General features: G+C 71.3%; 20 protein-coding genes. 2 read left to right on the top strand and 18 right to left on the bottom strand.

Annotated features, from left to right (window positions below; genetic code table 11):
* The first annotated feature begins 22 nt into the window (after nucleotides 1–22).
* Nucleotides 23–1,390, top strand: a complete 1,368-nt coding sequence (locus ACFWHT_RS02040; RefSeq protein ID WP_378824995.1) for a hypothetical protein — start codon at nucleotides 23–25, stop codon at nucleotides 1,388–1,390.
* The gene (locus ACFWHT_RS02035) at nucleotides 1,387–2,928 is read left to right on the top strand and encodes an FHA domain-containing protein (RefSeq protein ID WP_378824993.1); all 1,542 of its coding nucleotides are present in this window, start codon (nucleotides 1,387–1,389) and stop codon (nucleotides 2,926–2,928) included. Before ACFWHT_RS02040 ends, ACFWHT_RS02035 begins: the two co-directional genes overlap by 4 nt.
* 76 nt (nucleotides 2,929–3,004) lie before the next feature.
* On the opposite strand, the gene ACFWHT_RS02030 is transcribed toward ACFWHT_RS02035, so the two are convergent.
* From ACFWHT_RS02030 to ACFWHT_RS01945, 18 genes are all read right to left on the bottom strand, one after another.
* Nucleotides 3,005–4,318, bottom strand: coding sequence for a hypothetical protein (locus ACFWHT_RS02030; protein ID WP_378824992.1), 1,314 nt, complete (start codon nucleotides 4,316–4,318; stop codon nucleotides 3,005–3,007).
* Between the two features lie 12 nt (nucleotides 4,319–4,330).
* On the bottom strand, nucleotides 4,331–4,693 hold the full coding sequence (locus ACFWHT_RS02025) for a hypothetical protein (protein WP_378824990.1): 363 nt from the start codon (nucleotides 4,691–4,693) through the stop codon (nucleotides 4,331–4,333).
* Nucleotides 4,694–4,785: 92 nt separating this feature from the next.
* On the bottom strand, nucleotides 4,786–5,583 hold the full coding sequence (locus ACFWHT_RS02020) for a DUF2510 domain-containing protein (protein ID WP_378824988.1): 798 nt from the start codon (nucleotides 5,581–5,583) through the stop codon (nucleotides 4,786–4,788).
* Between the two features lie 109 nt (nucleotides 5,584–5,692).
* Complete coding sequence (locus ACFWHT_RS02015; RefSeq protein ID WP_378824987.1) at nucleotides 5,693–6,451, bottom strand: hypothetical protein; 759 nt, start codon at nucleotides 6,449–6,451, stop codon at nucleotides 5,693–5,695.
* A 2-nt stretch (nucleotides 6,452–6,453) separates the two neighbouring features.
* Nucleotides 6,454–7,314, bottom strand: a complete 861-nt coding sequence (locus tag ACFWHT_RS02010; protein ID WP_378824985.1) for a hypothetical protein — start codon at nucleotides 7,312–7,314, stop codon at nucleotides 6,454–6,456.
* 33 nt (nucleotides 7,315–7,347) lie between these two features.
* Nucleotides 7,348–9,045, bottom strand: a complete 1,698-nt coding sequence (locus ACFWHT_RS02005) for a type VII secretion target (RefSeq protein ID WP_378824983.1) — start codon at nucleotides 9,043–9,045, stop codon at nucleotides 7,348–7,350.
* 18 nt (nucleotides 9,046–9,063) lie between these two features.
* On the bottom strand, nucleotides 9,064–9,813 hold the full coding sequence (locus ACFWHT_RS02000; RefSeq protein ID WP_378824981.1) for a hypothetical protein: 750 nt from the start codon (nucleotides 9,811–9,813) through the stop codon (nucleotides 9,064–9,066).
* 118 nt (nucleotides 9,814–9,931) lie between these two features.
* Nucleotides 9,932–11,215 (bottom strand): S8 family serine peptidase, encoded by a 1,284-nt coding sequence (locus tag ACFWHT_RS01995; RefSeq protein WP_378824980.1) that lies wholly within the window; start codon nucleotides 11,213–11,215, stop codon nucleotides 9,932–9,934.
* Entirely contained in the window at nucleotides 11,215–12,531 is a 1,317-nt protein-coding gene (gene eccB, locus ACFWHT_RS01990; RefSeq protein WP_378824979.1) for a type VII secretion protein EccB, read from the bottom strand. The genes ACFWHT_RS01995 and eccB overlap by 1 nt, the downstream gene beginning before the upstream one ends.
* A gap of 3 nt (nucleotides 12,532–12,534) precedes the next feature.
* The gene (gene eccD, locus ACFWHT_RS01985) at nucleotides 12,535–13,887 is read right to left on the bottom strand and encodes a type VII secretion integral membrane protein EccD (protein WP_378824977.1); all 1,353 of its coding nucleotides are present in this window, start codon (nucleotides 13,885–13,887) and stop codon (nucleotides 12,535–12,537) included.
* Between the two features lie 71 nt (nucleotides 13,888–13,958).
* On the bottom strand, nucleotides 13,959–14,672 hold the full coding sequence (locus ACFWHT_RS01980; RefSeq protein WP_378827859.1) for a hypothetical protein: 714 nt from the start codon (nucleotides 14,670–14,672) through the stop codon (nucleotides 13,959–13,961).
* Entirely contained in the window at nucleotides 14,669–16,315 is a 1,647-nt protein-coding gene (locus tag ACFWHT_RS01975; protein WP_378824975.1) for a serine/threonine-protein kinase, read from the bottom strand. The genes ACFWHT_RS01980 and ACFWHT_RS01975 overlap by 4 nt, the downstream gene beginning before the upstream one ends.
* Nucleotides 16,312–17,721: an FHA domain-containing protein gene (locus tag ACFWHT_RS01970; RefSeq protein WP_378824973.1), complete on the bottom strand. Its 1,410-nt coding sequence runs from the start codon at nucleotides 17,719–17,721 to the stop codon at nucleotides 16,312–16,314. Before ACFWHT_RS01970 ends, ACFWHT_RS01975 begins: the two co-directional genes overlap by 4 nt.
* Nucleotides 17,718–18,533 carry a PP2C family protein-serine/threonine phosphatase gene (locus tag ACFWHT_RS01965; RefSeq protein WP_378824971.1) on the bottom strand — a complete coding sequence of 272 codons (816 nt, stop codon included), beginning with the start codon at nucleotides 18,531–18,533 and terminating at the stop codon, nucleotides 17,718–17,720. The genes ACFWHT_RS01970 and ACFWHT_RS01965 overlap by 4 nt, the downstream gene beginning before the upstream one ends.
* Entirely contained in the window at nucleotides 18,530–19,921 is a 1,392-nt protein-coding gene (locus ACFWHT_RS01960) for an RDD family protein (protein ID WP_378824969.1), read from the bottom strand. Before ACFWHT_RS01960 ends, ACFWHT_RS01965 begins: the two co-directional genes overlap by 4 nt.
* Entirely contained in the window at nucleotides 19,918–22,308 is a 2,391-nt protein-coding gene (locus ACFWHT_RS01955; RefSeq protein ID WP_378824968.1) for a transglutaminaseTgpA domain-containing protein, read from the bottom strand. The genes ACFWHT_RS01960 and ACFWHT_RS01955 overlap by 4 nt, the downstream gene beginning before the upstream one ends.
* The gene (locus ACFWHT_RS01950) at nucleotides 22,305–23,564 is read right to left on the bottom strand and encodes a DUF58 domain-containing protein (RefSeq protein ID WP_378824966.1); all 1,260 of its coding nucleotides are present in this window, start codon (nucleotides 23,562–23,564) and stop codon (nucleotides 22,305–22,307) included. Before ACFWHT_RS01950 ends, ACFWHT_RS01955 begins: the two co-directional genes overlap by 4 nt.
* Nucleotides 23,564–24,535 carry an AAA family ATPase gene (locus ACFWHT_RS01945; protein ID WP_378824964.1) on the bottom strand — a complete coding sequence of 324 codons (972 nt, stop codon included), beginning with the start codon at nucleotides 24,533–24,535 and terminating at the stop codon, nucleotides 23,564–23,566. Before ACFWHT_RS01945 ends, ACFWHT_RS01950 begins: the two co-directional genes overlap by 1 nt.
* Between the last annotated feature and the right edge of the window lie 14 nt (nucleotides 24,536–24,549).

Genomic DNA, 24,549 nt, shown 5'->3' with positions numbered 1-24,549 from the left:
ACTATTGTGGCAGGATGCGGGCATGAGCGTGCCGGGGATCGTCGAGGGGCTGGGAATGTCAGCGAAGACAATTCGGCTCACCGTCGCAGACGCCCACAGCCGTCACGATCTCGTCGTCCCCGCCGACTCCACCGTCGCCGAGCTGCTCACCGTCGGCGGCGTCGACCTGGAGCGGTACGTCAGCACGACCACCTCCGGCGCGGCGATCGACCTCGACAGCGAGGTGTCGGTGACTCCCGGCGACGGGGGCGTGATCTGGCTGTTCGACCGCGCGGCCCCTGCGCCGGCGCGCGCCTCGCGCAGCGGGCGGACGACGGAGGGCACCGGGCTGGGCCGCCCTCGCTGGACGGCGCTCGCACTGCTGCTCGTGATCGCCGTCGCCCTGGTGGTGTGCACCGTCGTCGCTCCATCGCCGCTGACGATCTCGGTCTCCGTCACGGTGCTGCTGGCGGGCGCCGTGGCGCTGCTCGCGCAGCCCGTGCGCGATCGGACCACCTATGTCGCGTTCTTCGCCCCGGTGCTCGCATCCGCCGCCGGGGCGCTCGCCCTCTCGGGTTTCGGAGACGCGGGCGCGATGATGGCCACCGGGGCGGTCGCGGGGGCGACGGCGGCGTGCGTCCGCCACGCCGCCGCGCGCGTGCACGGGCGCATCGCGGCCGGAACCACCGGGGTGATCGCGGCACTCTGGTCGGTCTTCGCGGTACTCAACGCCGCGGCGTTCATCGCCGACGTGTCCGCGACGGCCGTCGCCGCGCTGCAGGTCGCGTGCGCCGCCCCGATCTTCCACTACATGCGCGGCGCCGCGCTCGACGTCGACGCCGGGGACCTGATCGACACGCCGTTCGTGATCCGCGACGCCCAGGGCATCCGCGCGCGTCCGGCGGCGGAGCCGTCGCCGGTGCACGCCGACCAGGCCGCGCACCAGTTCCTGCTGGCGCGCCGGCGCTCGGAGGCCGGGACGGTGACGGCGTGCGCACTGGCCCTGCTGTCGTCGCTGTACGCGCTGCTCACCCTCGGAGGTCCGAGCGTGGAGATGTGGTGCGTGCTCGGCGGAACACTGGGGATCGGATGCTATCTCCTGCTGACCTCGCGCAGCCTGCGCGACGGGCTCGCGCGCGGCGCCGCGATGGTCGCCGGCGCCGTGATCGCCGTCTCGGCCGCCACCGCGCTGCTGACGGCGCTGCCGCTCAGCCCGCTGCTGATCACCCTCGTGCTGGTGGTGTCCGGCGGGATCGTCGGATGCCTGGCCGTGCCGCTGGCGCGCGACTGGCGTTCGTTGGGCTGGTCGCGCACGGGCGACATCTTCGAAGCCATCCTCCTCGCGCTCTCCCCCGCCGCGCTCGTGTACGGCTCGGGGATCGCCGGACAGATCCTGGAGGTCTTCTCGTGACTCTCACTCCGCCGGCACCGGCTCCGCTCCGCTCACCGTCCACGCTGTCGCACGGCGCTGTCGCGAGGCGCCTTCGTGCCTCGGCAGGGCAGCGCGCCGGTGCGTACCTCATCGATGTCGCGATCGTGACACTGATCGGCGCGGTCGTCTGGCTGCTCACAGGGTCGCTTCCGCTGCTGGCCGTGACCGTGGTCGAGCTATGGGTCATCGGCTGGGTCTGGGAGGGGCACACCGGCGCGACGCCCGGGAACCTGGCCTGCGGCATCCGAACCGTGCGACGCGACGCCGGTGTCACGGTCGGCGCCGCGCGGCTCCTCCCGCGCAGCCTGGTGATGGGTCTCGCACACGTGCTGCCGGTGCTGCTGCCGGTGGGCCTCGCCGCCTCCGGTGCGCTCGACGGCCTGTCGGGGGCGCGGGTGATCGACGTCCGCAAGGCCCGGCAGGACCCCGCCGCCCTCGCCATCGCCCCGATGCTCGACGCACGCGTGATCGGCACCGGCGCAGGAGAGGCGCCCGGTGCGGTGGGCGTCATCACGGCCACTCCTCTCACCCGACCCGATGCGTCGGTCGAGCCCGCTCCCGCTCCCGCTGCCGCTCCTGTTCAGCCCGGACCGTCGGGTGCGGGAACGGTACCCGTCTTCGAGCTGGCCGACGGCACCGTGATCCAGGCGACGGGCCTCGGGTTCATCGGCCGGGCCCCTCGGGCGCCGGAGTCGATCCCGGATGCGATCCTCGTGCGCGTCCCCGACGGCGCGCGGTCGCTGTCGCGCACGCACGCGTCGTTCGGCGTCGAGGACGAGCAGCTGTGGGTGCAGGATCTGGGCTCGGCGAACGGCGCATCGGTGCGTCATCTCGGCGGAGGCGTCACAGAACTCACGCCGCAGACGCCGTACTTCCTGGTCCCGGGCGACGTCCTGGTGCTCGGCGGCGACGCCGAGCTCGTGCACCGCCGCGTCGTCGGTCGCGGAGCCGCTCCCGCGGCGGCCCCGGCACCGGTCGTGTCCGCACCGCGCTCCGAGCCCGCAGCGCTCGCTCCCTCCACCGAAGCGCCGGCTCCCTCCGCCGAAGCGCTCGCTCCCTCCGCCGAAGCGCCGGCACCGGCGCCCGAGGTGCTCGGCGCACGCGAGCCCGATGCGCCCACCCCGAGCCCGGTCGTCTCCGCGTCGGCCGTGGCCGTGCCGGAGGAGCCTGCTGCTCCTCCCCAGGCCGCCGTGGCGCTGCGCTTCCAAGACGGAACGACCGTGCCGATCCATGGGACCGGCTACATCGGACGCGCCCCCGCCCTGCCTGCCGGGGAACGCGCCGACGCGGCACTCATCACGGTTCCCGACGGCGACCGCTCCGTGTCGCGCACACACGGCCGGTTCGGCGTCATCGGCGATCAGACCTGGTTCGAGGATCTCGGGTCGGGTAACGGCTCCTCGATGCGCACGAGCGACGGACGATCGGGACCGATGACACCGCACCAGCGGTTCGGTCTGGTGCCCGGCATGACTCTTCAGCTCGGAGACTGCATCGTGTACGTGGTCGCGGGCTGAGCCGGGCCTCAGCCGGCCCCGCAGACAGCAGACCGCCCACCCGCAGAGCGAGTGGGCGGTCTGACGGAAGGTCCTTCTACCAGCCGAGCTCTTCCCGGCCGTCGGACTCGGCCCGGCCGGCCGCGGCGGCGGCTCCCAGGTCGGGGGTCGTCTCGTCCTCGTCGTCGACCTCGAACGCGAGCAGATCCTGACCGCGCCTGCGGTTCTTCTTGCCGCTTCCGCCCGCGCCACCGTGGGCTCCGGCGCCACCGGCGACCATCCCGCGAGCGCCGCCCGCGCCGGACTGCGCGACAGCGGCTCCCCCGGCTCCGGTTCCGGACGCCGCACCCGGTGCGCCGCCGAGACCCGCGGGGCCGCCGATGCCACCGACTCCACCGACCCGGCTGAGTCCGGCTGCGAGACCGGCGCCGCCGACCCGGCCGGCGACACCGCCCGCGACACCACCGGCGACGCCACTGCCGGCTCCTCCGCCTCCAGCGCCACCACCGGGACCTCCGCCGGGCGGGTTCACACCGCCACCGGGGGGCAGATTCCCGCCGCCACCGGGACCAGGAGTGTTCCCGTCGACACCGCCGTCGACGCGCGGGTCCTCATAGTAGAACGGCGGATCGACGATCGGCGGGCGGAAGACCGGCGGATCGATGACGTGCACCGGAGGCTTCGGCGGATCGTACTGAGGGTTGTTCGTTCCGGGATCCTGGACACCGGGGCCGGTGTAGCGGCCGTCGTTCCCGCCGCCCGTGCCGTTGCCCGATCCGGTTCCGTCACCACCGTTGAGGCCGGGATTGTCCACCGTCGGGTTGCCGCCCGTGCCGGGGTCTTCCGGCTCCTCCTGCTTCGGCTTCTCCGGCTCGAACTCCGTCGTCGGCATCCCGTCGATGATCTCCTGCAGACGCTTGTCGAGGGCGTCGTTGAGCTTGCGCGCCTCTTCCTCGCGATCCGCCTCGGCCTGATCGAGGTAGTGCTGCTTCGCCTGCTCGGGTGTCATCGTGACACCCGGCGAGACCTGCACGGGACTGTTCGTGTCGGTGGCCATCTTGATCGTGCTCCGCTGGTCGGACGTGAGCTGCACGCCGGGCAGCGCCGCCGCACCGCCCGATGTGTCGTCCATGGCCTGGTTCGCGGCATTGACGGCGATGGTCAGCTTCGACTGGTACTCGCCGAACGCGTCGAGCGCCGTGCGCAGCTTGCGGAGCCTGTCCTCGATCTTCTCCCCGAGGTTGCCCTCGAAGCCGGTCACGCCCGCCGCCTTGTTCATGTTGGCCGCAGCGGTGCCGACGACGGCGTCGACCGAGGTGCGCTGCGCGGTCTGGATGGTGCGCTGCGCGATGACCATGAAGTTCGTGCGGTTGATCTGCAGACGGCCGAGCCGTTCGACGTTCTGTCCCATGCTTCCTCCTGGTCAGATGGCGATCGGCTTCATCGGCGTGAGGGGTCCCACGGCGCGATAGAGCAGGTCCTGGTAGCCGGCCTTCTGGTTGTCGTCCAGAAGCTTGGTGTCCTTGATCGCCTGCAACAGGTTCGCGCGGGCTTCTTCCACCTGCTTGTGCAGTTCCTGCAGCCACAGGCCGCCGGCCCGGTACTTCGCCTTCAGCGCCGCAGTGAGTTCCACGGACTTGCCGTCGGCCGTCCACAGAAGACTCGTCTGCCCTTCCTCGAGTGAAGCGACCGTCTCGAGGCAGGTGTTGAGCTTGTCGATGCACTCGAGGACGAGTTTCACCTGCAGGTCTGCCGAGTCCTCGTCGAGCTGCATGATCTGGATCATGCGCCACCCCCTCCCATGTTGCTGTCCGCGACGATCCTAGCCCGGCCGCGCCGCCTTCTCCATGGGGAGCATTCCCCATGGAGAAGGCTGCCTCACTGCTGCGGCGCGCAGGCGAGGATGGCTTCCTGCGCCGTGGCGATCGCGAGCTCGCGCTCCGACCCGGTCACGTCGGCCCCGCGCGCGGCCTCCTGAAGCGCCTCATCCGAGAGATCGGAATCATAGAAGTACTGCCCCACGCACGGATAGAACTCGGGCAGATCGTCGTACTGCGTGATGCCGCCGTCGTGAAGAAGCTGCTTCGCACCCTCACCGATGGCCTCGGGCGAGGGGCGTCCCTCGCTCTCGCCGTCGGTGGGCTCGTCCGAGGGCTGCTCGCTGGTGATCGAGGTCGGGAAGTCGGTGGGAAGGCTCTGACCGACGGCGGTCGCCACGCTCACAACGAAGACCACGGTGAAGACGATGGCGCCGATGACGCCGCCCACGACCGAGAGGATGATGCCCACGATCGACGGCCACTTCGCCGTGTTCTTCTTGAACACCGCGATCATCGAGACCACGAACGCCGCGAGCAGCAGAACCAGCCCGATGGGGAACGTGACCACCGTCGGGATGCAGGCCAGGATCGTGCCCAGCACCGCCAGGCCCAGCCCCACGAAACCGAGAGTCGGAGCCGCCTTCGGCCCCGCAGGTGCAACCGCGGGTGCGTAACCCGGGGCCGCGTACGCGGGAGCATCCGCACCCGCCGGCGCACCGGTCATCGCGTCCGGCGCAGACGGCGCCGAACCCGCGGCCGTGGCGTCACCGTCGGCGTACCGCTCCGTCCACTGCTCACCGTCCCACCAGCGCTGGCGCCCGGAACCGTCGTCATACCACCCAGCCGGAGTGCTCATCCGTATCCTCCTCGTCGTCACGGCCTGCAGGCGCCGGCGGCCCCCACCGCCTTGGAATGCGCCCCCTACGTGTATATCAGGTGCGTCGGTGACGCTCCCGGATGCGCGGTCACGCGATCAGGGCGTCGGGCTCCTGCGCCACGAAGGCCTCGAGAAGCTCAAGGTCGCGGGGCGTCACGATCCGGGCGCCGATCGCGTGCTCCACGAGACGGGAGCGCTGCGAGGCGAGCAGCTCACCGCCGGCTCCACGTTCCAGACCGCGGATGCCGAGGCGCGCGAACTTGTCGCACAGACTGCCCAGGCGTCGCTCGAGCTTCGCGGTCGACCATCCCAGTCGCGCCGCCACCTCGTCGGTCGAGGTCAGCTGCGCGGACCCCGCCGCTCCCTGCCGCAGCAGCGGTTCGGCGAGCGCGGTGAGCAGGATGCGCTGCACCGGTGAGAGCAGCGCGGCGACGTCATCCGCATCGCCCGAGCCGTTCCAGGATGTCGAGACCTCGTAGAACGGCGATTCCGCCTTCAACGAGAACTCGTACGTCGTCTCGCCGGCGGTGAACATCACCGTCGTCGCCCCGAACACCAGAGGCATGTCGTCGCCCGGCGCCAGCCACGACTGCGCCAGCCCGTCGGCCGAGGACACCGATGCGGCCAGACCCGAGCCGACATTGGCGAGCCACCAGATGCCGTCGCGCTGGGCGATCTCGAGGAAGCGCCGGTGCACGTAGGGATTGTCGTCGATCGAGAGCTCGGTCCCGCGGCCGACGACGAACGCGGCACCCGCGGGGATCCGCTCACGCCTGTCGCCGAAGTCCAGCATCAGGGCGCCGCTCTGCTCGGCGGCCCCGGTCGCGTTCTGCTCGCGGTCGGCCATGATCAGGCCGCGTGCCGCGGCCAGGCGCCGCCGGGGAACGCCATGGTCGAGCCGAGCTCGTTGGTCACGTTCATCATGAACGTCGATGCCGCCTCGTTCGCGGTCAGGATGATGTTGATGAGGTCGATCACGTCGATGATGAAGAACCCGACCTCGGCGATGATCGTGGCCACGCCACCCGGTGCGCCGACGACCGACACGATCTCGGCGATGCCGAGTCCGACACCGATCGCCGTGGTGATCGCCGCGATGGAGAACGACACCCAGAAGTCGACGATCGCGTCGGCGAAGGTGTTCAGCTCGCCGTCGATCATCACGCACTTGTTGTAGAGGTCCTCCGCCGCCGGCTGCTGCAGGTCGACCCGGGCGATGTACGCGTTGTGCGCGGCTCCCTCCCAGTGCCCGGTGCTGGGCAGCGCCGAGCTGACGATCGTCGAGGTGGCCTGCGTCGCGGGAGCGCCCACGCTGCTCACCCAGCTCAGGCCGGCCTGGCGCAGAGTGGTCGGACTGCCCACGTAGGCGAAGACGTCGGCCGTCTTCTGGATGGCCTCGTTGACCTTCTCGAACATCTTGCGGATCAGGTCGTTGATCTTGTCGATCAGGTCGCCGATGAAGGGGATGTGGCTGGCGAGCTCGAGAAGCCCGTTGATGAGGTCCACGACCGAGCTCGCCGTGTCGACGAACTCCTGGAACTTGGACTTCGACTTCTCCACGTCGGGAGCGTTGTCCCGGCCGCTGCCCGAGCCGGAGCCGTTCCTGGACGAGTTCCGGTTCGCGTTGGGGCCGTCGAAAGCGCTCGGCGGGCGGTTGGGAGAACCGGAGGAGGGGCCGTGCGGGACGCCGGGGATCCTGGGTCGTGCCATGATGTCGTCTACTTTCCGTCGGAAGATCTGAGATCAGCTGTTGAGCCGGGTCTGCCAGGAAGGCGCCTGTGCGGGTTGCTCCGGTGCGGGCGTGCCGTCGATATCGACGATCGCGGGGCCGCCCTCGAAGACGCCGGGAACCGGCTGAGCCTCGAACTCGGTCTCCGGGAGGGTCTGCGGCTGGCCGTTCTCTCCGTCGGGCTGGGACTGGCCGTCCTCGCCGTCGGTCTGAGACTGGCCGTCCTCGCCGTCGGGCTGAGACTGCTGGCCGTCCTCTCCGCCGTCGGTCTGGGACTGGCCGTCATCGCCGTCGGGCTGCGAGGCGACGTCCTCGCCGTCGTCCGCGCCCGTCGTCTGGCCGCCGTCGACGTCGCCACCGGCGTCGCCGTCAGCGTCGCCACCGACATCGCCGTCCACGTTCGGGTCGGGCTGGACCTCGAAGTCGTCGTCGACCTGGAAATTCGTGCTGCTCGTCCCGTCGCCGGCCGCCTGATCGCGCAGCTCCGCCGCCTTGTCACGCAGGTCCGCGGCCTTGTCACGCAGCTCCGCAGCATCCTCACGGGCATCGGCGACCTCTTCGGCCGCGTCGTCCTGCTTGGCCTCGAGCTTCTCGATCTGCTCCCGGATCTCGGCGGCCTCCGCACGCTGCGCGGCCGCCTCCGCACGCAATGCCGCCGACTCAGTGCGGGTCTGCAGAGCGGCCTCGGGCTCACCGGCCTGCATCTGCTGCTCGGCCTTCAGGTCGAGCTCCGTGGCACGACGCTCGGTGTCGGTGGCACTCCGGTCGAGTTCGGCCGCGCGCTCCTCGAGCGCGTCGATCTGCTTCTCGAGCGCATCGACCTGCTCCTGGGCCTTCTCGGCGTGCTTGTCCGCCTGATCGGCCTGCTTGTCCAACGCGTCGGCGCGGGCGTCGAGCCGGTCGGCGCGCGCATCCAGCCGCGCGTCCTCGGCCGCTTCGCCCGTGTCGCCGTCGATCGATCCGTCCACCTGGGGCTGCTCGACGCCCCCGCCGCCTCCGCCGACGCTGCCGCCGCCGGCACTGCCCGATCCGCCACCGGACCCGCCACTGCTGCCCCCGGTGTCCCCGCCGCCACCCGGATCCTTGTAGTCGGTGTTGACGTCTTGCGTCTGCCGACCCTTGGACTCCACGTCGCGCTGGTCGTATGCCTCGGCCGTCAGCTTCAGCGACTCGGCGAAGCCTTCGTGCGCTTCGGGTGCGGTGTTCAGCAGCGCCACCATGGTCGCCTGGAAGGTCTTGTACGCACTCGCGGCCTGGCCACCGATGAACGAGAACGCGGCGGTGTCGATGTCGAGTCCGTCCGCCGCCGAAGCGACGGAGCCGTACGATCCGGCGGCCGAACTCCACAGACCGGCGTCCCTGCGCAGATAGGTCGTGTCGACGTCGACGGAGCCCTCCGGACCGAACGACGCGGCGGCCGGCATCGGAGGCGGCGTCGGCAGCACCGACTCGCCCTCCGCATCCGGAAGCACCGACGGGGACGCCTGCTGGACGCCGCCGCCGTCGGCGCTGCCATCGAAGGGGTTGATCGCGCTGATCACGTCGCCGCCCGCACGGACGATCTCGTCGAGCGGCGTGGCCGCGTCGAGGAGGTTCCCCGTCGCGCCCAGGATGTCGCCCTCCATGACGTTCTTGCCGAAGTCGACGATCTCGTCGACGGGGTTGACGGCGTCGATGACGTCGTCAAGACCCGGAATGCTGGGAAAGCCCATGTCTCAAAACTCCCTGTCTCAGCGGATCGCGCCCATGCGGCGCATCAGCTCACGAGGGTTGTGCCCGAGCTTGGCGATCTGCTCGATCGCCGGGAAACCCTCGTACTTGTTCTCTCGCTCGCGCGCGGCCATCGCCATCACGCCGTTCATCGCGCTCACGATCTCGCGCTCGATCACGACGTCGTTGGTGTTTCGCACCCAGCGCTCGTCGAGCTTCACCGCGGTGATGGTGTCGCCCTCGCGGGTGACCGTGACCGTCTTGGACGAGTTCACCCCGTCGCGCGCCTGGCGGGCGCGCTGCGCGCGGTGCGCCAAGAAGTCCTGCTGCTCGGCATCCGCGGCGTCGTACATCGCACGCAGCTGCTCGCGGCCCTCGATGCCCCAGTCCGCGCTGGGGTCGCCGAGCTGCACGGGCGCCGGCCGGGGCACGGAGACCTCGGCATCCGCGGCGGCCTGCTCGGCGTTCTCGGCGTAGGCCTTCATCCACTGTCCGGCGCGCTGCTCGAGCGCGTTCCGGTAGCACGTGCTGACCGTGAACGCGAGGGCGTCCTCGCCGATCCTGTCGCGCCAGTCCTCGTCGAGGGCGAGCGACTCGACGGCGCCGTTGCGCGCCAGAGTCAGCGTGACCGCCTTCTTCTCGTCCTGCACGGTAACGGGGGTGAGCTCGCCCGACGCGCTGGCCAGCGCGCGCAGCTCGCGCTGCAGCTCTGCCGCGGTCTCCTGCAGCTCCGCCATCAGCCGATTGGCATCCGCCATATCCAGATTCACGATGGGCTCCCTCTCTCCTGGGCCGTTGAGGCAATCCTACGGAGAGGCGCAAGAGCGCCATAGGGGGAGGACTCCCCATCCTGTGCCCCGCGTGCGAGCGCGGCTCGAGCGCCGCGGATCAGTCCCGCAGGCGCCGCGCGCGGGCGCGGGCGAGCAGCAGCACGATCGTGGAGACCATCGCCCCGGCGCCCAGCGTCCAGCCCACGATCGTGCGCGCGGGCTGCAGCGGGTCGGCCACGGGGTCGATCGGGATGGTCCGGCTCTCCGGCGGCGCGGACGAGGGAGCGGGATGCACGGCAGACGGCGGGCCGGGAAGGGCGCCGTCATCGACGAGTGCGAGCGCCGCGGCCGGCCGGACCTCGCCCCAGCCGACGGTGTCGCTGCGCTCGGCGGGCGAGACCCGCATCGCGGACTGCGTCAGCCGGAACGCCCACTGGTCAGGGGACTCGTCGGGAAAACGGGCGGCCACGAGGGCGGCGGCACCGGAGACCACGGCCGTGGCGTAGCTCGACGATGCGGAGTCGCCGTTGAAGACGCAGTCGCCGCCCGAGATGTACGCCGAGGGCATGGACTGGCCGGGGGCCGCGATGTCGACGTGCTCACCGGCGTATGAGGAGCCCGGATCCCAGTCGCCGTTCTTCAGCACGCCCGACACGGCGATCGCGCCGTCGAGCTCCCCGGGGTAGAAGTGCGCCGGATCGGGCCGATCGGCATTCGCCGTGTTGCGGTTCCCCGCGCTGGCGATCACGAGCGAGCCCCGCGCGTGAGCGTAGGCGACGGCACTGCGGTACTGCGGGAGGGCGCGGTCGTCCGAGAGCGAGACGTTGATGATCTGGGCGCCGTGGTCGGCCGCCCAGCGGATCCCCGCTGAGACGGAACCTGCAGACGGGGGTGTGAGATCGCGCGAGGACTGACCGTCTTCGGGAGCGGACTCGAAGACCCGGACCGGCATGATCTTCGCCTCGGGGGCGATGCCGACGACCCCTGAGCCCTCGACCCTGCGCGCGGCGATGAGCCCGGCGATCGCCGTCCCGTGCCCGAAGAGGTCGTCGTCGGCCCGGGCCGATCCGTCGCCGAACGTGCTGCGACCGGGCACCAGGGCCCCGGACAGATGCACGTTGCCCGCTTCGACGCCCGAGTCCACGACGGCCACTGTCACGCCGCGGCCGCGGCTGAGGGTCCAGGCCTCGGCGAGGCCGAGCCGCTCGATGAGGTAGCTGGGCCCCGGGGTGAGGACGCGCTTGTTCGGTGTGCACTGCTGCCCGGCCGCGTCGACGGCCGGAGCCGCCGTCGCGGGTGGTGTCGCAGGCACGGATGCGGCGGCCGTGCTCGCGCCACCCGTCGCCAGCAGGGTGAGGATGCCGATGGTCGCCGCCGCGCCGCGCAGACCGGTCCGTGCCATCACTCCTCCAGCCTCGGTGCCGTCCTCTGCGCGATCTCGCGGCTCAATGCCGGCCCCTGCTCGAGCAATTGGGTCCACGCCGCGGGAACCGTCACCGACTGGGTGGTCTTGTAACCGAGCAGCTCGAGATCCGTGGCCGATGCGACCGGGAAGTACACCCCGGCCTCGGAGACGAATCCGTAGGTGGCGCCCTCGCCCGAGTTCCGAGCGGTGATCGCGGCGCCCGACCCGGGTGTCACCCGGGTGCCCGGCTCGATGTCGTCGGGGACGGAGGCGACCGAGACGGCGGGGCCTTCGGCTCCGGGCGCCATCTGCAGGCACACGGACGACGCGTCCTCGACCTCGACGGGGACACGTGTCGGCCAGTCCGCCGGCACGGCATCCGAGTTCACGTTCTTCAGATCGGTCGCCTCGGCGACCGTCATCGTCACGGGATCGACGCCGACGTACGCGGTCATCAGCGTGCGGGCGAACGGCGTGGCCGGCACCAGCTTCCCGCGCCCGTCGACGATGTACTCGGCCACGACGTTCCCGTCGGACTGGGTCCGCACGACCTGCCCCACGATCAGGCCGGCGGCTCCGGCGTCGGATCCCAGCGAGCTGCCCAGGTTGACCGCCAGCGGGGTCGCGGGCATCACGAGGTTCAGCCACAGCGCCGAGACCGTCGGCACGGCGCTGATGTCGTCGATGCCGAGGAACACGCTGGCGATGACGGGGACGTTGTCGGACGCCACGGCGTAGCGACGATCCCCCTGGATGTACCAGTACCCACCGTCGTCGTCCTTGACGAGCGCGGCCTGATCCGCCGAGCCCGGCGCGTCGTCGAGCAGCCGCGTCGAGAGCTCGAGCGGCTGCGAGGCGGCGACGCAGCTCAGCCAGGCGCCGGTGTACTGGCGGTCGGGGGCGGGAAGCTGATCCGGAGCGCCGTCGATGCCCACGGGCGAGGGGTCGCGGTCGATGCCGTCGAGCTTCGACGCCGGCACCGAGGTGACCTTCGTGGTGCCCACGAGCAGCCGTGCGCTGGCGAGGTTCTTGACGGGGTACAGCGTGTCGGCCAGGGCGACGTACCGGGTCCCCTCGCCGCTGACGACGATGATCGAGCCGTCGCCCCAGCCCTTGGGCAGGTTGCCGGTGAACGTGCCGATCAGCAGGGAGACGATGACGGTCAGGATGCCGAGGGCGACGCTGACGACCACGCCGCGCAGCGGCTTGCCGGGTGGCAGCTCGCGCCCGCCGGGCGCGCCGCTGGTGAAGGCGGTCTGCAGCCGGCGGCGGTTGAAGGCCTGTGCCTGGAGCAGCTCAGCTTTGGATGCCATGGATCAGAACCAGCCTCCGGCGATGATGGCCAGGGGCAGCAGCAGGGCGATCGTGGCCCATTCCGCGAAGTCGGCGAAGCGCGTCAGCCCCAGGCGCGCCTTGGTGCTCAGCAGCACGACGACGATGACGCACACGGCCGCCACCGCCAGTGCGATGACCAGTCCACCGATCCAGTCGGGGTGGGTGAGGATGGCGGTGACCACGCCGAGCACGACGCCCGAGAGCACCCCCGCGGCGACCGCGACGATGTCGAAGCGCGAGTACACCTGCCTGGCGCCCAGGAACATTCCGCCGTAGGTGACCGCGGCCAGCACGAGGCCCCACACGCCGGAGCCCACCACGGGAGCCGTCGCGACGAGCACGACGAGGCAGACCGCGATGCGCAGCGACACCTGGTAGCGGTGCGCGCGGACGTAGAGCTTCGCGACCTGCTGGGGCGCGATGTGCGTCGGCGCGTCGTACACCTCCGAGTCGTCGCGGGCGGAGACCACGCGCAGCGGAACGGAGGCCAGCGCGATCCACGGCGCCCCCAGCCCCGCGATGCCGGCGAGCGCCATCGCCGCCGCCATGGTTCCCGCGACGGGAGCCGACAACCAGGTGGTGACCGCGCCGATCACGAGCAGCACGCCGCCCACCGCGACGGGGATCAGCCCGTACTCGCGCAGACGCTTGAGCGCCAGCATCGTCACCACGCCGAACACGAGCGTCGCGCCGGCGCCGAAGACCAGCGGCATCCCCCATCCGCCGTCCGACGGCAGCACGGTGTAGCCGGCGACCCCCGCGTACACCGAGGAGACCAGCGCCAGCGCCATGGCCGCCTGCTCCGGAGCGCGGGTGCGATCCATCACCAGCGCACAGGTCATCAGCACGACTGCGGCCGCACCGATCCCGGCGGCCGTGACGACCGTGCGGGTGTCGACCCACGACCACACCGCCGGCACGAGGCCCAGCAGGAGGAGGACGGATGCCACGACCGTGGCGGTCGTCACCGAGTTCTGCGCCGACCAGGCCGGCGCGTTCTCCTCGACGACGTCGGCGACCGCCTCGACGAGGTCGTCATAGCGCTTGGACTGTGCGGCGGTCGCGCCCTGCTCCAGCACGAGGAAGTCGCCGTCGTGCACGCCCTGAGCGGACAGCGTGCGGTCGCCGTCGAGGGCGGTCCCGTCGGCCTGCACCAGGCGGAAGCCCGATGATGCGGACACGCTGTCGAGCACGCGCAGCCGCCGGGTGAGGGAGGGAAGCACCTCGGCGACCGGGACCCCGCCGGGCACTCCGACGTCGATGCGCTGGGATTCCCACTGCACCGAGAGGCGCATGAGCTGCGTCGGCGCGACAGTCGTCGTCTGAGGCGACATGGCTTACCCGCTTTCCTTCAACACGCGCGCTTCACACTATCGCGTGGCCCGCATCCCCTCGACATCACACGCTAGGCGTCGGCGTCGTCGTCACCGGCGGGCGGCGCGTCCAGCAGAGCGAGGTCGTCGCGCGTCACGAGACGGCTCGACACCGCGTGCTCGACGAGGCGCGCGCGCCGGTTGGTGGCCAGCTTGCCCTGGCCCCCGCGCATGCCCTGCACACCGACGCGATCGAACTTGTCGCAGACGTTGTCGAGCTTGCGGTTGAATCTCGTGCTCGTCCAGCCGAGCCGCTCGGCCGCCTTGGCGGAGCTGGGGATCTCGCTGGTCCCCGTGCCCTCACGGCGCAGCACCGGCTCGGCGAGGGCCAGGATCAGCAGCTTCTGACTCTCGGTGAGCGGCACGTTGCCGATCGTCGATTCGCCGTCGTCGGCGCCGTCGCGCGGAGCGATGCGGAAGGCGGGCCCCTTGGCGTGGATCGTCAGCTCGTAGGTGGTCGGACCGGCGGTGAAGACCACGGTCGTCTGCTCGAACACGATCGGCAGCCGCGCACCCGGCGCCAGCCAGGCGTTCACCCCACCGGACGAGTCCGTGACCGTCGCCGTCAGACGCGCACCCACGTTGGCGAGCCACCACAGGCCCTCGGCGTGCGAGATCTCCAGGAAGTGCCGGTGCAGGAACAGGTTGTCATCGAGTTCCAGGTCGCCCTGCCGACCGACGTAGAACGGCTCCTTCGGATCGAGGGAGAAGTACTCCCCCGCATATTCGACCGTGATGTCCATCAGCCAACGCACCCCCGCACCGGTTGAGGAGAGGACCTGCCGTCGTCGCGCTTGAGAAGCACCTCGATGCAGGTGCGCTCCGATCGCTCGCCGTCGAGCGTGACGGCCGTCTCCTCCGTGATCTGAGACTGCCCGGGGCCGTCGAGGGTCACCTCGTACCAGAGGTACGAATCGCCTTCCTCGGCCTGCGGGTTCTTCCAGCTGAAGCTGACCCGTCCCCCGTCGTCGGTGCCCTTCAGATCGGTGACCGAGGGCACGATGCCGGAGATCGGATCCTGAGGTGCGACCGTCTCCTCGGCCTTCGGAGTCGCCTTCGGGAGCACGGCGTCGGCGAGCGTGCCGCCGAAGATCACGACGAGCACCACCACGGCCACCCCCGCTGCCGCGACGACCCAGCCCCACCAGGGCATGCCCCGACGGCGCGCATGCTCCGCGGGAGCGGCGGGCACGGTCTGCGGGGCGGGGGCGGATGGCGAGGCGACCGCGACCGTAGGGCGGCCGTCGGGTGCGACCACCTGGGGCCCGCGCAGCAGAGTCGGCTCGTCATCGTCGTCGTCCGGGGCGGCCGACGACGCGGGTGCGCGACGCTGGGTCTCGTCGAGCTCGGACGCTGCCGGCGCAGGCTCGAACCGCGGCGGGTGGGCGAGCGGGGCATCCGGATGCTTGCGCACGGTCGTCGCCGACGGACGCGTCGGCGACTGCGTGTCGGGGTTGATCGAGCGGACCTCGCGGACTCGGGTGAGACCGTCGTCGTCGTCGACCTCGTCGTCGTGCTGCGGGTGCTCGTCGACGATGTCGATCGGCGTCACGGAGTGCGCGAGCTCGATCTGCACCTTCTGCAGGGCCCGTGCGAACGCGACGGCGCTGGGGTAGCGGTCCTCGGGGCGCTTGGCCATCGCACGGGCGAGGGCGTTCTGCAGACTGCCCGGAACGTCGGGACGGTCCAGCGACGGCACGGCCATCCGCTCGATGCGCTCGATCAGATCGGCACTGCTGTTGCGCTCGCCCTTGCGCTCGAACGGCGAGCGGCCCGAGAGCAGCGTGAACACCGTCGCACCCAGGGCGTACACGTCGGTGCGCACGCCGGTGGTGGGGTTCTCGGCGAACGACTCCGGCGGCGACCACGGGATGGACATCCCCGCCGCCTCCCCCTCGGCCCCCGTCGTGGATGCGATGCCGAAGTCGGTGAGCGCCGGCCTGTTGTACGCCGTGACGAGGATGTTCGCGGGCTTGATGTCGCGGTGCAGGACGCCCGCGCGGTGCGCGGTCTCGACCGCGCCACTCACCTGCACGCCGACGCGGAGCGCTTCGGCCACCGAGAACGGCTCCTTGCGCGTGCGCACCTGCAGGTTGGGCCTGGGGCAGTATTCCATGACCAGGTAGGGGCGGCCGTCTTCGGCCACACCCGCCTGGTAGATCGTCACGATGGCGGGGTGCGTGGACAGCAGCGCCATCACGTTCGCCTCGTTGGTGAACTCCTCGGCCGCGCCGGCGCTCAGCCGGTCGGCGAGCAGCACCTTGACGGCGACCTCGCGCTTGGGCAGCTGCTGTTCGTAGAGGAAGACGTCGGCGAACCCGCCCGTGCCCAGCGAGCGGACATAGGTGAAGCCCGGGAGCTCGGGCGGCGGCGACGGGGCGCGCGTCATCCGAACTCCTCGACGGTGACCGTCACCCCATCGCCCACATCGATGACATCGCCGCCGAGCACGAGGGTCTGCTCGCCCGGGTGCAGGCGCACCGGGTCGGCGCCGGGACGCAGCAGAGTGGAGCCGTTGGTGGTGTGCAGGTCGATGACGACGACGGAGTCGCCCTCCGGCCGCACCTCGAGGTGATTGCGGGAGATGTCCGACTCCGGGCTGTCGACGGCGATCAGGTGCGGCATCGTGCTGCCGCTGGCGCGCGTGGCCCGGGGCTTACGGCCGATGATCACCGGTCGGTCCAGCTCGACCAGCTGACCGGTGGAGAGGCGGATGCGGGCCGAGACCCCGCCGGCCTCGCCTGCGAGCACGGGGAGCACCTCGGTGGGGCTCTCCGGGCCGGACGTCGCGGCGCGCAGCCGCCGTGCCTCGGCGAGCGAGATGGTCGCGCCGTCGTGGTCGCCGATGTCCAGGCCCGGGTCGGCCTGCGGCGCGAACGCGTCCGGCGCGGGTGGCGGCGGGACGACGGGTGCGGTCGGCGCGCTGGACGCCGGCGGTACGGGGGCCGCCGGGGGATAGGCGGCGGCCGGCGCGATGGTGGCCGCCAGGTCGGCGGGCGCGAGCGTCTCGGTCGGCGCCTCGGTGCTCTCGCCGGCGCCGCGGATCAGCACGACGTCGTCCGGGGTGATCGTCTCGGACGGCACGTCGTCGCGGGCATCCGGATCCTCGGGCTCCGGCTCGGGCTGCGGCTCGGGCTCCGGCTCGGGTTCGGGTTCGGGTTCGGGTTCGGGTTCGGGTTCGGGTTCGGGCTCCGGCTCCGGCTCGGGCTCGGCGTCCAGCTCGAGCGTCTCGCCCGGCTCCGGATCCTCGACCGAGTCCTCCGCGGCGGTGAGGGCGACTTCCTCCGTCGGCGCCGACCCGTCGGCGTCGAGCGTGGTCGCGGATGCGGTGCCGTCGGCGGCATCCGCTTCCTCCGCCGGCGGCGCGCTGAACTCCTCGCCCACGCGGATGCCCCCTGCGAGCACCACGCCGGAGCGGATCGGGTAGGCGACGGCATCCGCGCGGTCGCCGAAGCCGATCTCGAAGCGCGCCGGGCCGGTGAGGAATCGCTCGCTCCAGGTGGTGATGTCCTCGCCCGAGAAGCTCTCGTCGTACCCGGTCGTCACGGTCACGGCGCCGCGCACGGCGAATCGGGTGCCGCTCGGACCGACCAGCGCGACCGCGAATGAGCCCAGGCCGGTGATGGCCCCGCCCGAGAGCACGTCGATGACCTCGGTCAGCTCGGGCACGCCGCGGCTGAGCATCTGCGACAGCGCGACGACCTTGTCGGCGCCGGCATCCGCGGGAAGGGCGGCGACTCCCGACTCCTCGACGACGACCTGCCACTCACCGGGCCGGTAGACCACGTCACTCATCGCATTCCTCCATCCGCCGCGGCACGCGGTCGCGTGTCGGCAAGGTCATCTGCTTCGTCCGCCTGCACGTGGACGCCGCGCACGGACGCCACGGTCAGCGCGTCGACGATCACCACGGTCACGTTGTCGCGCCCCCCGGCCCGCACTGCCTCTGCAGTCAGGATATCCGCGGCCCGCTGCGGGTCGGGCTCGCCCGCGAGGATCTCGGCGATGCGCTGGTCGGTCAGCTCGGTGGTCAGACCGTCGGAGCAGACCAGCATGCGATCGCCGCGCTCCGCGGGGAACAGCCAGTAGTCGGCGTCGCCGACGCTGCCCGCTCCGATCGCCCGGGTGATGATGTTTCGACGTGAATCGATCATCGCCTGCTGCGGGGTGAGCTCGCCCTCGTCGATCAGCTCCTGCACGTACGAGTGGTCGACCGTGATCTGCTCGAGCTCGCCGTTCGAGAACTGGTACGTGCGCGAGTCGCCGATGTTGAGCACGAGCCAGTAGCCGAGCCCGTCGACCGTGGCGACCGCGACGCCGCTCAGCGTCGTTCCCGCGCCGGTGGCGCCGTGCCCGAGCGCGCCCACGGCCGCCCGCGCGGATGCCAGTGCGTCGCGCACCTGACCGATCGACAGGGCGTCCTGGCCGACCAGGCTCGAGAAGTGCTCGATGACCGTGGCGCTGGCGACCTCGCCCGCGTCGTGCCCGCCCATGCCGTCGGCCACGATGAACAGCGGCGCCGCTGCGAGGTAGGAGTCCTCGTTGAGCCTGCGCCGTGCGCCGACGTCGGTGGATCCGCCGCCGGAGGTCAGGATCGGAGCCGTCACACGTACCCTCCGATCGTCACGATGCGGTCGCCGATCTCGAGGACGTCCCCCAGGCGCACCGGAACCCGCTGGCCGGGCGGGCACGCGATGCGCACGCCGTCGCGCACCAGCGTCGTGCCGTTGGTCGACTGGCGGTCCATGACCCAGCCGCCGTTCACGTCGGAGCCTGCCTCGAAGTGGGTCTTCGACAGGGAACGCGTCTCGTCACGCACGGCGACGTTGCCGGCACCGTCGACCTCTTCGGGATTGCGTCCGAAGACGGTGCGCCCGGAGACCGTCGCGCGCTGGCCGTCGTCCCAGGTGAAGACGAGACGATGACCGGGCACGCTGATGCGGGTGGACTCGATGTCGTCGGCGTCGTACGGATCGGCCTCGGCGACCGGGGCGGTGAACGCCGCCGTCGGCACCGCCGGTTCCGCGGCGGGGGCCTCGAACTCGGCGGTTGCCGGCGAAGAAGCGGGGACCTCTTCCGGGGCGGCCGGCTCAGGCATCGCCGGTTCGGCGACGGCCGGTTCGGCGACGGCCGGTTCGGCGACGGCCGGCTCCACCAGCCGCTCGGCCGGCCTGACCGGCTCCTGCGTCACGCCGGGAACGAACGAGATGAGCGGGTCGTCGGGCAGATCACGTTTGATCCGGGGCGACATGACCGTGTGCTCCGCGAACTCGTCGTCGGCGGGCGCCTGCGCGGCGACGGGCGCCGACGGGGCGACGGGCGCCGGCGGGGCGGCATCCGTCGTCGGCGGCTGCGGCGCCGGCGCTGCGGCCTGCGGCGCCGGCGGGGCGAACGATGCGGGCGGGGCACCGAAACCCGGCATCGACGTCTGGGCGGGCGGGGCACCGAAACCGGGCATCGCGGTCTGCGGCGCCGCCGGTGCCGCGTGACCGGGTGCTGAGGGGGCACCGACGGCTTCGTGCTGACGCGCACGCGCCGCGGGCGCAGGCGACGTGCGCGCGTCGAGCATGATCGCTCCCGCCACCTTGTCGTGCCAGCCCTGGAATCGACCGGAGCCGTCGAACAGCACCGTGAAATAGCCGACGACGATCGCCGCCGCCAGACCCCAGACGATGTTGCGGAGCAGTGCGCGCCCGAAGCCGATCGGTGCGCCGTCGGCGACTCCGGCCAGCCGCAGCCCCTGGGTGCGCATGCCGATCGACCCCTTGCCCGCCTGCATGAGGGTGTAGACGACCAGCCAGGCGAGGCCGAGGATGCTGAACAGCGGGCCGGCGATCACGAGGGCGGTGAGCACGTCACCGCTCGCGGCGGCGACGACCGACATCACGACGACCGGGACGACGACGCTGATCCCGGCGCCGATGGCGGCGTCGATGATGTACGCGACGGCTCGCCTGTTGATCGGCGCGACGTCGCCGGCGGGAAGCATCGTCATGGGGTCTCGCTCTCGGATCGCGTGCTGTTCTTGTCGATGTTGCCAGGTGCGCGGCGTACGCGCGCTGTCGCGGCGTCCTTGAGCTCCTGCATCCGTGCGGCGATGCGCCCGCTTCCGGTGAGCGATCGGATGCTGAGCCGCGCCTTCATGCGCTTCCAGAATCCGGCCTGCTCACCGAGCCCGCCCACGACGGCATCCACCTCTGACCAGAACGCGTCGACTTCTTCCGGCGTCGGATCGTGCGGACCGAACACCTGGCCGTCCGCGCGATCGGCGAGCGCCGTCACCGTCGGAACCGACAGGACGGATGCGACGGTGGCGGCCTCCTCGATCCGGGTGCCGCCCGGTGCGAGACGGGCCCCGTAGTCGATCGCCCGGTCGGTCAGCTCGTCCCACCCTCCGCTGATCCGGTCCGAGGAGCTCTCCGCGCTGCGGCGAGCCCGCCGCTTCGCGGCCTTCCACGCGCCGATGACGATGAACGGAGAGCTGAGGATCAGCAGCACCAGCAGCGAGACGCCGCCGATGGCGAGGATCACACCGATGATTCCGAGGATGTTCGGCGAATCGTCCTCGGGCTCGCGGTCGTCGGGAACCGTCGGCGGCAGGTCGACCGGCTCCTGCGGCGGGGGCGGCGGCTGCAGCACCTGCGGCTTGGGGTCGACCTTCGGCTTGGTGTTCTGGTCGTTGGGAACCTTGTCCTCGGGCGGCGTGGGGTCGAACGGCACCCAGCCGAAGCCTTCGAACGCCACCTCGACCCAGGCGTGCACGTCGTCGCCGGTGGCGGCGAAGACGGGGCCGCCCTGCTGGTCCTTCTTGGGGTAGTAGCCCATCACGACCCGGGCCGGGATGCCGATCTCGTGCGCGGCGAGAGCCATGACGACCGCGTACTGCTCGTCGTCGCCGATCATCTGATCACCGCCCAGCAGTGTGCTGATGCGCTCGGTGGTGTGCCCGGCGCGCGAGAGCACCTCGCCCTCGAGACCGTGACTGAAGAACCCGCCCTCGGCGAAGAACGTCTCCAGCGCCCGCACCTTCTCGATGGGGGTCTCGGCGTCGGTGGTCTCGTCGGCAGCGATGTTGCCGAGGTCTTCGGGGACGTTGGTCACGTCGTAGGGCTTGAGATTGGCGAACTCGACGTCCTTGAGCTGCTCGTCCTCGACCTCGGCGGGGATGATCGCGTCGATCGTGTAGGCATCGCCCTTCTTCAGCCCCGGGGTGACGACCGTCGTGCCGGTCCCCGTGTTGTGGAAGGCGCCACGGCGCAGGTCGTCCGCACGCGGGCCGTCGAAGGCGATGTCGTCCGCCGTGACGACGCCGGGAAGCCAGACGCCCGAGTACTCGTCGATCTCCACGCGGAGCGAGGTGGGGACACCCTCCTCCTCGGGCGCCATGCCGGAGCGCAACGGTGTGAAGGCGCTGGAGGTCTCCGGTCCGCCCTCGGTGACGTTGTACACCACGCCGTCCCAGTCGTCCATCGCCGCGAGGCGGATGCGCGCACCCTCGGGCAGACCCGTGACCGTGAAGAGGGTCTTCTCCTTCTGGTCGCGCACGTTCTTGCGATACGACTGCAGCGGGCTCGGATAGTCCCGGATGTTGAACGGCGGGATGATCGCGTCGCGGAAGATGTGCCGCGGCTCGGTGGGCGCGGCCACGGCGCCGGCGGCGACGCCCACGCCGGTCGCGATCGCCACGACGGCCACACCACCGACCAGTCGTCGCATTCGCATGTGCGCCGCCCGGGACGGATCCGCCTCCGACACGTCGACGGCACTGTGCTGCGGCACCCACCAGGCGCGCAGCGACATCCAGATCACTGCACCGACCGCCAGGACGATGCCCTGCACGAGCGGGAACGCGGGGTCGGGAACACCGAGGGCGATGACGAGGATCAGCGCGGCGAGCACCGGCGCCAGCGCCCACGCCACCCGGCTCAGGCGCAGCGCGAGCGACGTCGCCGTCACACCGGTCACCAGTGCCACGATGAACGGCACCAGCAGGTGCCCGTCGGCGGCCGACACCGGTGCGACGGTCGTGAGCATCTGCTTCCACGACGTGACGGCGCCGATCGCGAGACCCGCGAGCGTGTCGAGGGAGGGGAGGAAGCCGGCGATGGCGGTGTGCGGCAGGGCGAGCGCGCCGCCGAAGACGAAGTAGACGACGATCGTCATGCCGGCGACGATGAGGATGCCCCAGCGCCGCCAGGCGCAGACCGCGGCGATCGCGAGGCCGAGCACCAGACCGCCGAGGGCCGCGAGCAGGAAGCTCGGACCGCCGAACGTCGGCCAGAAGCCGATCAGCGCGACCACCGTCAGCACGGCGACGGCCACGAGATCGAGCACCCAGCGGCGCATCGGGTGCGCGGCGGGGACGGACGCGGAGGCGGTCATGCGAGAACCTTCTGCAGAGCGAGCGGGAGCTGTTCGAGGGCGCCGATGGTCACGACGTCCGCGTCGCCGATCTTGCGCAGCGCGGGCTGCTCGAGTCCGGTCTGCGTCACGACCGCGAGCGCGCGGGCCCCGAACGGAAGGCGCGAGCAGGCGAGCCGCAGGTCCTCGGTCGCCACGGCGGATCCGCACACGAGCACCACGACGCTGGCCAGCGGCATGTGCGCGGCGAGCACGCCTGCGAGCTCGGAGATGCCGCCCTCGCGCGGCTTGGACTGCTCGACCGTCGAGAGCGAGTCGAGCAGCTGCTTGCCGGTGCCGGATGCCAGTTCGCGCCCCTGCACGCGGATGTCGACGCGCTGCGAGTCGCGCAGGGCGCGCAGGCCGATGGACCCGGCCACCGAGACGCCGAGCTCGAAGTCGTCCTCGGAACGGTAGTCGCCGCTGGAGCGCGACAGCCCGATGACGAAGTGCGAACGGCGGGTCTCCTCGAACTGGCGCACCATCATGACGCCCGTGCGAGCGGTCGACTTCCAGTGCACGTGCCGCAGGTCATCACCCGGCTGGTATTCCAGCAGCGCGTGGAACGACACGTCGTCGCGGGACAGGTCGGTGGCGGGCATCCCCTCGAGGTCGCGCAGGAAGCCGAGCGACTGGCCTCCGAACAGCACCGTCCTGGGGTGCACGAACAGGTCGACGGGGTCGTCGCGCCGGTGCGCACGCTCGAAGACGCCGAGCGGATCGCCGCGGACCACGCTCACGGGGCCGACCTTCACGACCCCACGGCGCTGGGTCGGGATCGCGAACAGCTCCTCGGCCTCCTGTCCCGGAGCGAGTCGCTGAATGGAGAACTCACCGCGGCCGGAGCCGACGGGGAGGACGACACGCGACGGCAGGATCGCACGCGATCCGCCGTTCGACAGCGTCAGCGCGCCCACCGCGCGCTCCCCGACGACGACCCGGGTGCGGGCCAGGTCGAGGGCGACGTCGTACTCGGTGCGGCCGATCAGGTACGCCGCGCACACCAGCACGACCGCGGTCAGCACGAGCGCGGCGACCCGCAGCTCGTGCCAGCCCATCAGCGATCCGATGATCCAGAACGCGACGGCCATCGCCATCAGCGTCCATCCGAGCGGGCGGACGACAGAGGCGATGAGCCGCAGCCGGTCGAGCACGCGGCCGGCGACGACCGCGACGATGTCGCGCCATCCGGCCTCGCGCTCTCCCGGCTGGGGAGCGGCGATCGTCCCTGCCGACATCACGCCGCCGTTCGTGCCTGCGGTGCCGCCACGCTCTCGAGCACGCGGCCGATCACCGTGTCGGCCGACGTGCCGGCGAACTCGGCCTCGGCGTCGAGCAGCAGACGGTGCTGCCACACCGGGCGGGCCAGCGCCTTGATGTCATCGGGCAGCACGTAGTGACGACCGTTCGCGGCCGCCCAGACCTTGGCGATGCGGATCATGGCGATCGCTCCGCGGACGGAGACGCCCAGCCGGATCGCGGAGTCCTTGCGGGTGCCCTCGGCCAGCTCGGCCGCGTAGCGCAGCACTGCCGACTCGACGTGCACGGTGGCGGCGAGGTCGGCCATGTCGGCGACGGCGCTGGTCGTGATGACCGGAGACAGGGCGGCGGCGGGGTTGCGCTGCGCGGCCCCCGCCAGGATGCTCTCGGTCACCGCGAGGTCGGGATAGCCGATCGAGGTCTTGATCAGGAAGCGGTCCAGCTGCGCCTCGGGCAGCTTGTACGTTCCCGCCTGCTCGACGGGGTTCTGCGTGGCGATGACCAGGAACGGCCGTCCTGCCTCGTGGGTGACGCCGTCGACCGTGACGCGCGACTCCTCCATGACCTCGAGCAGAGCCGACTGCGTCTTGGGCGAGGCGCGGTTGATCTCGTCGGCGAGCACGATCGAGGCGAAGATCGGTCCCTTGTGGAACTCGAACTTGTGCGTCTGCTGGTCGTAGATCGTGACACCGGTCACGTCGGACGGGAGCAGGTCGGGGGTGAACTGGATGCGCGAGCTGGTGCCCTGCACGGTTGCGGCGAGCGCCTTGGCGAGGCTGGTCTTGCCGGTGCCCGGAGCGTCCTCGAGGAGCACGTGGCCCTCGGCCAGCATGGCCGCGATCACGAGTCCGACGACGTCGGGCTTGCCCTGCAGCGCCTTGTCGACGTTCTCCACCAGGCGCTGGAAGGTGCCCTGGAACCAGGTGGCCTGTTCGGGGGTCATGCTCATGTCAGTTTCATTCC

The organism is Microbacterium sp. NPDC058342 (assembly GCF_042723935.1).
GTDB lineage: Bacteria > Actinomycetota > Actinomycetes > Actinomycetales > Microbacteriaceae > Microbacterium.
The sequence above is the reverse complement of the archived record's forward strand: the minus strand, read 5'-3'. Positions and strand labels throughout refer to the sequence as shown.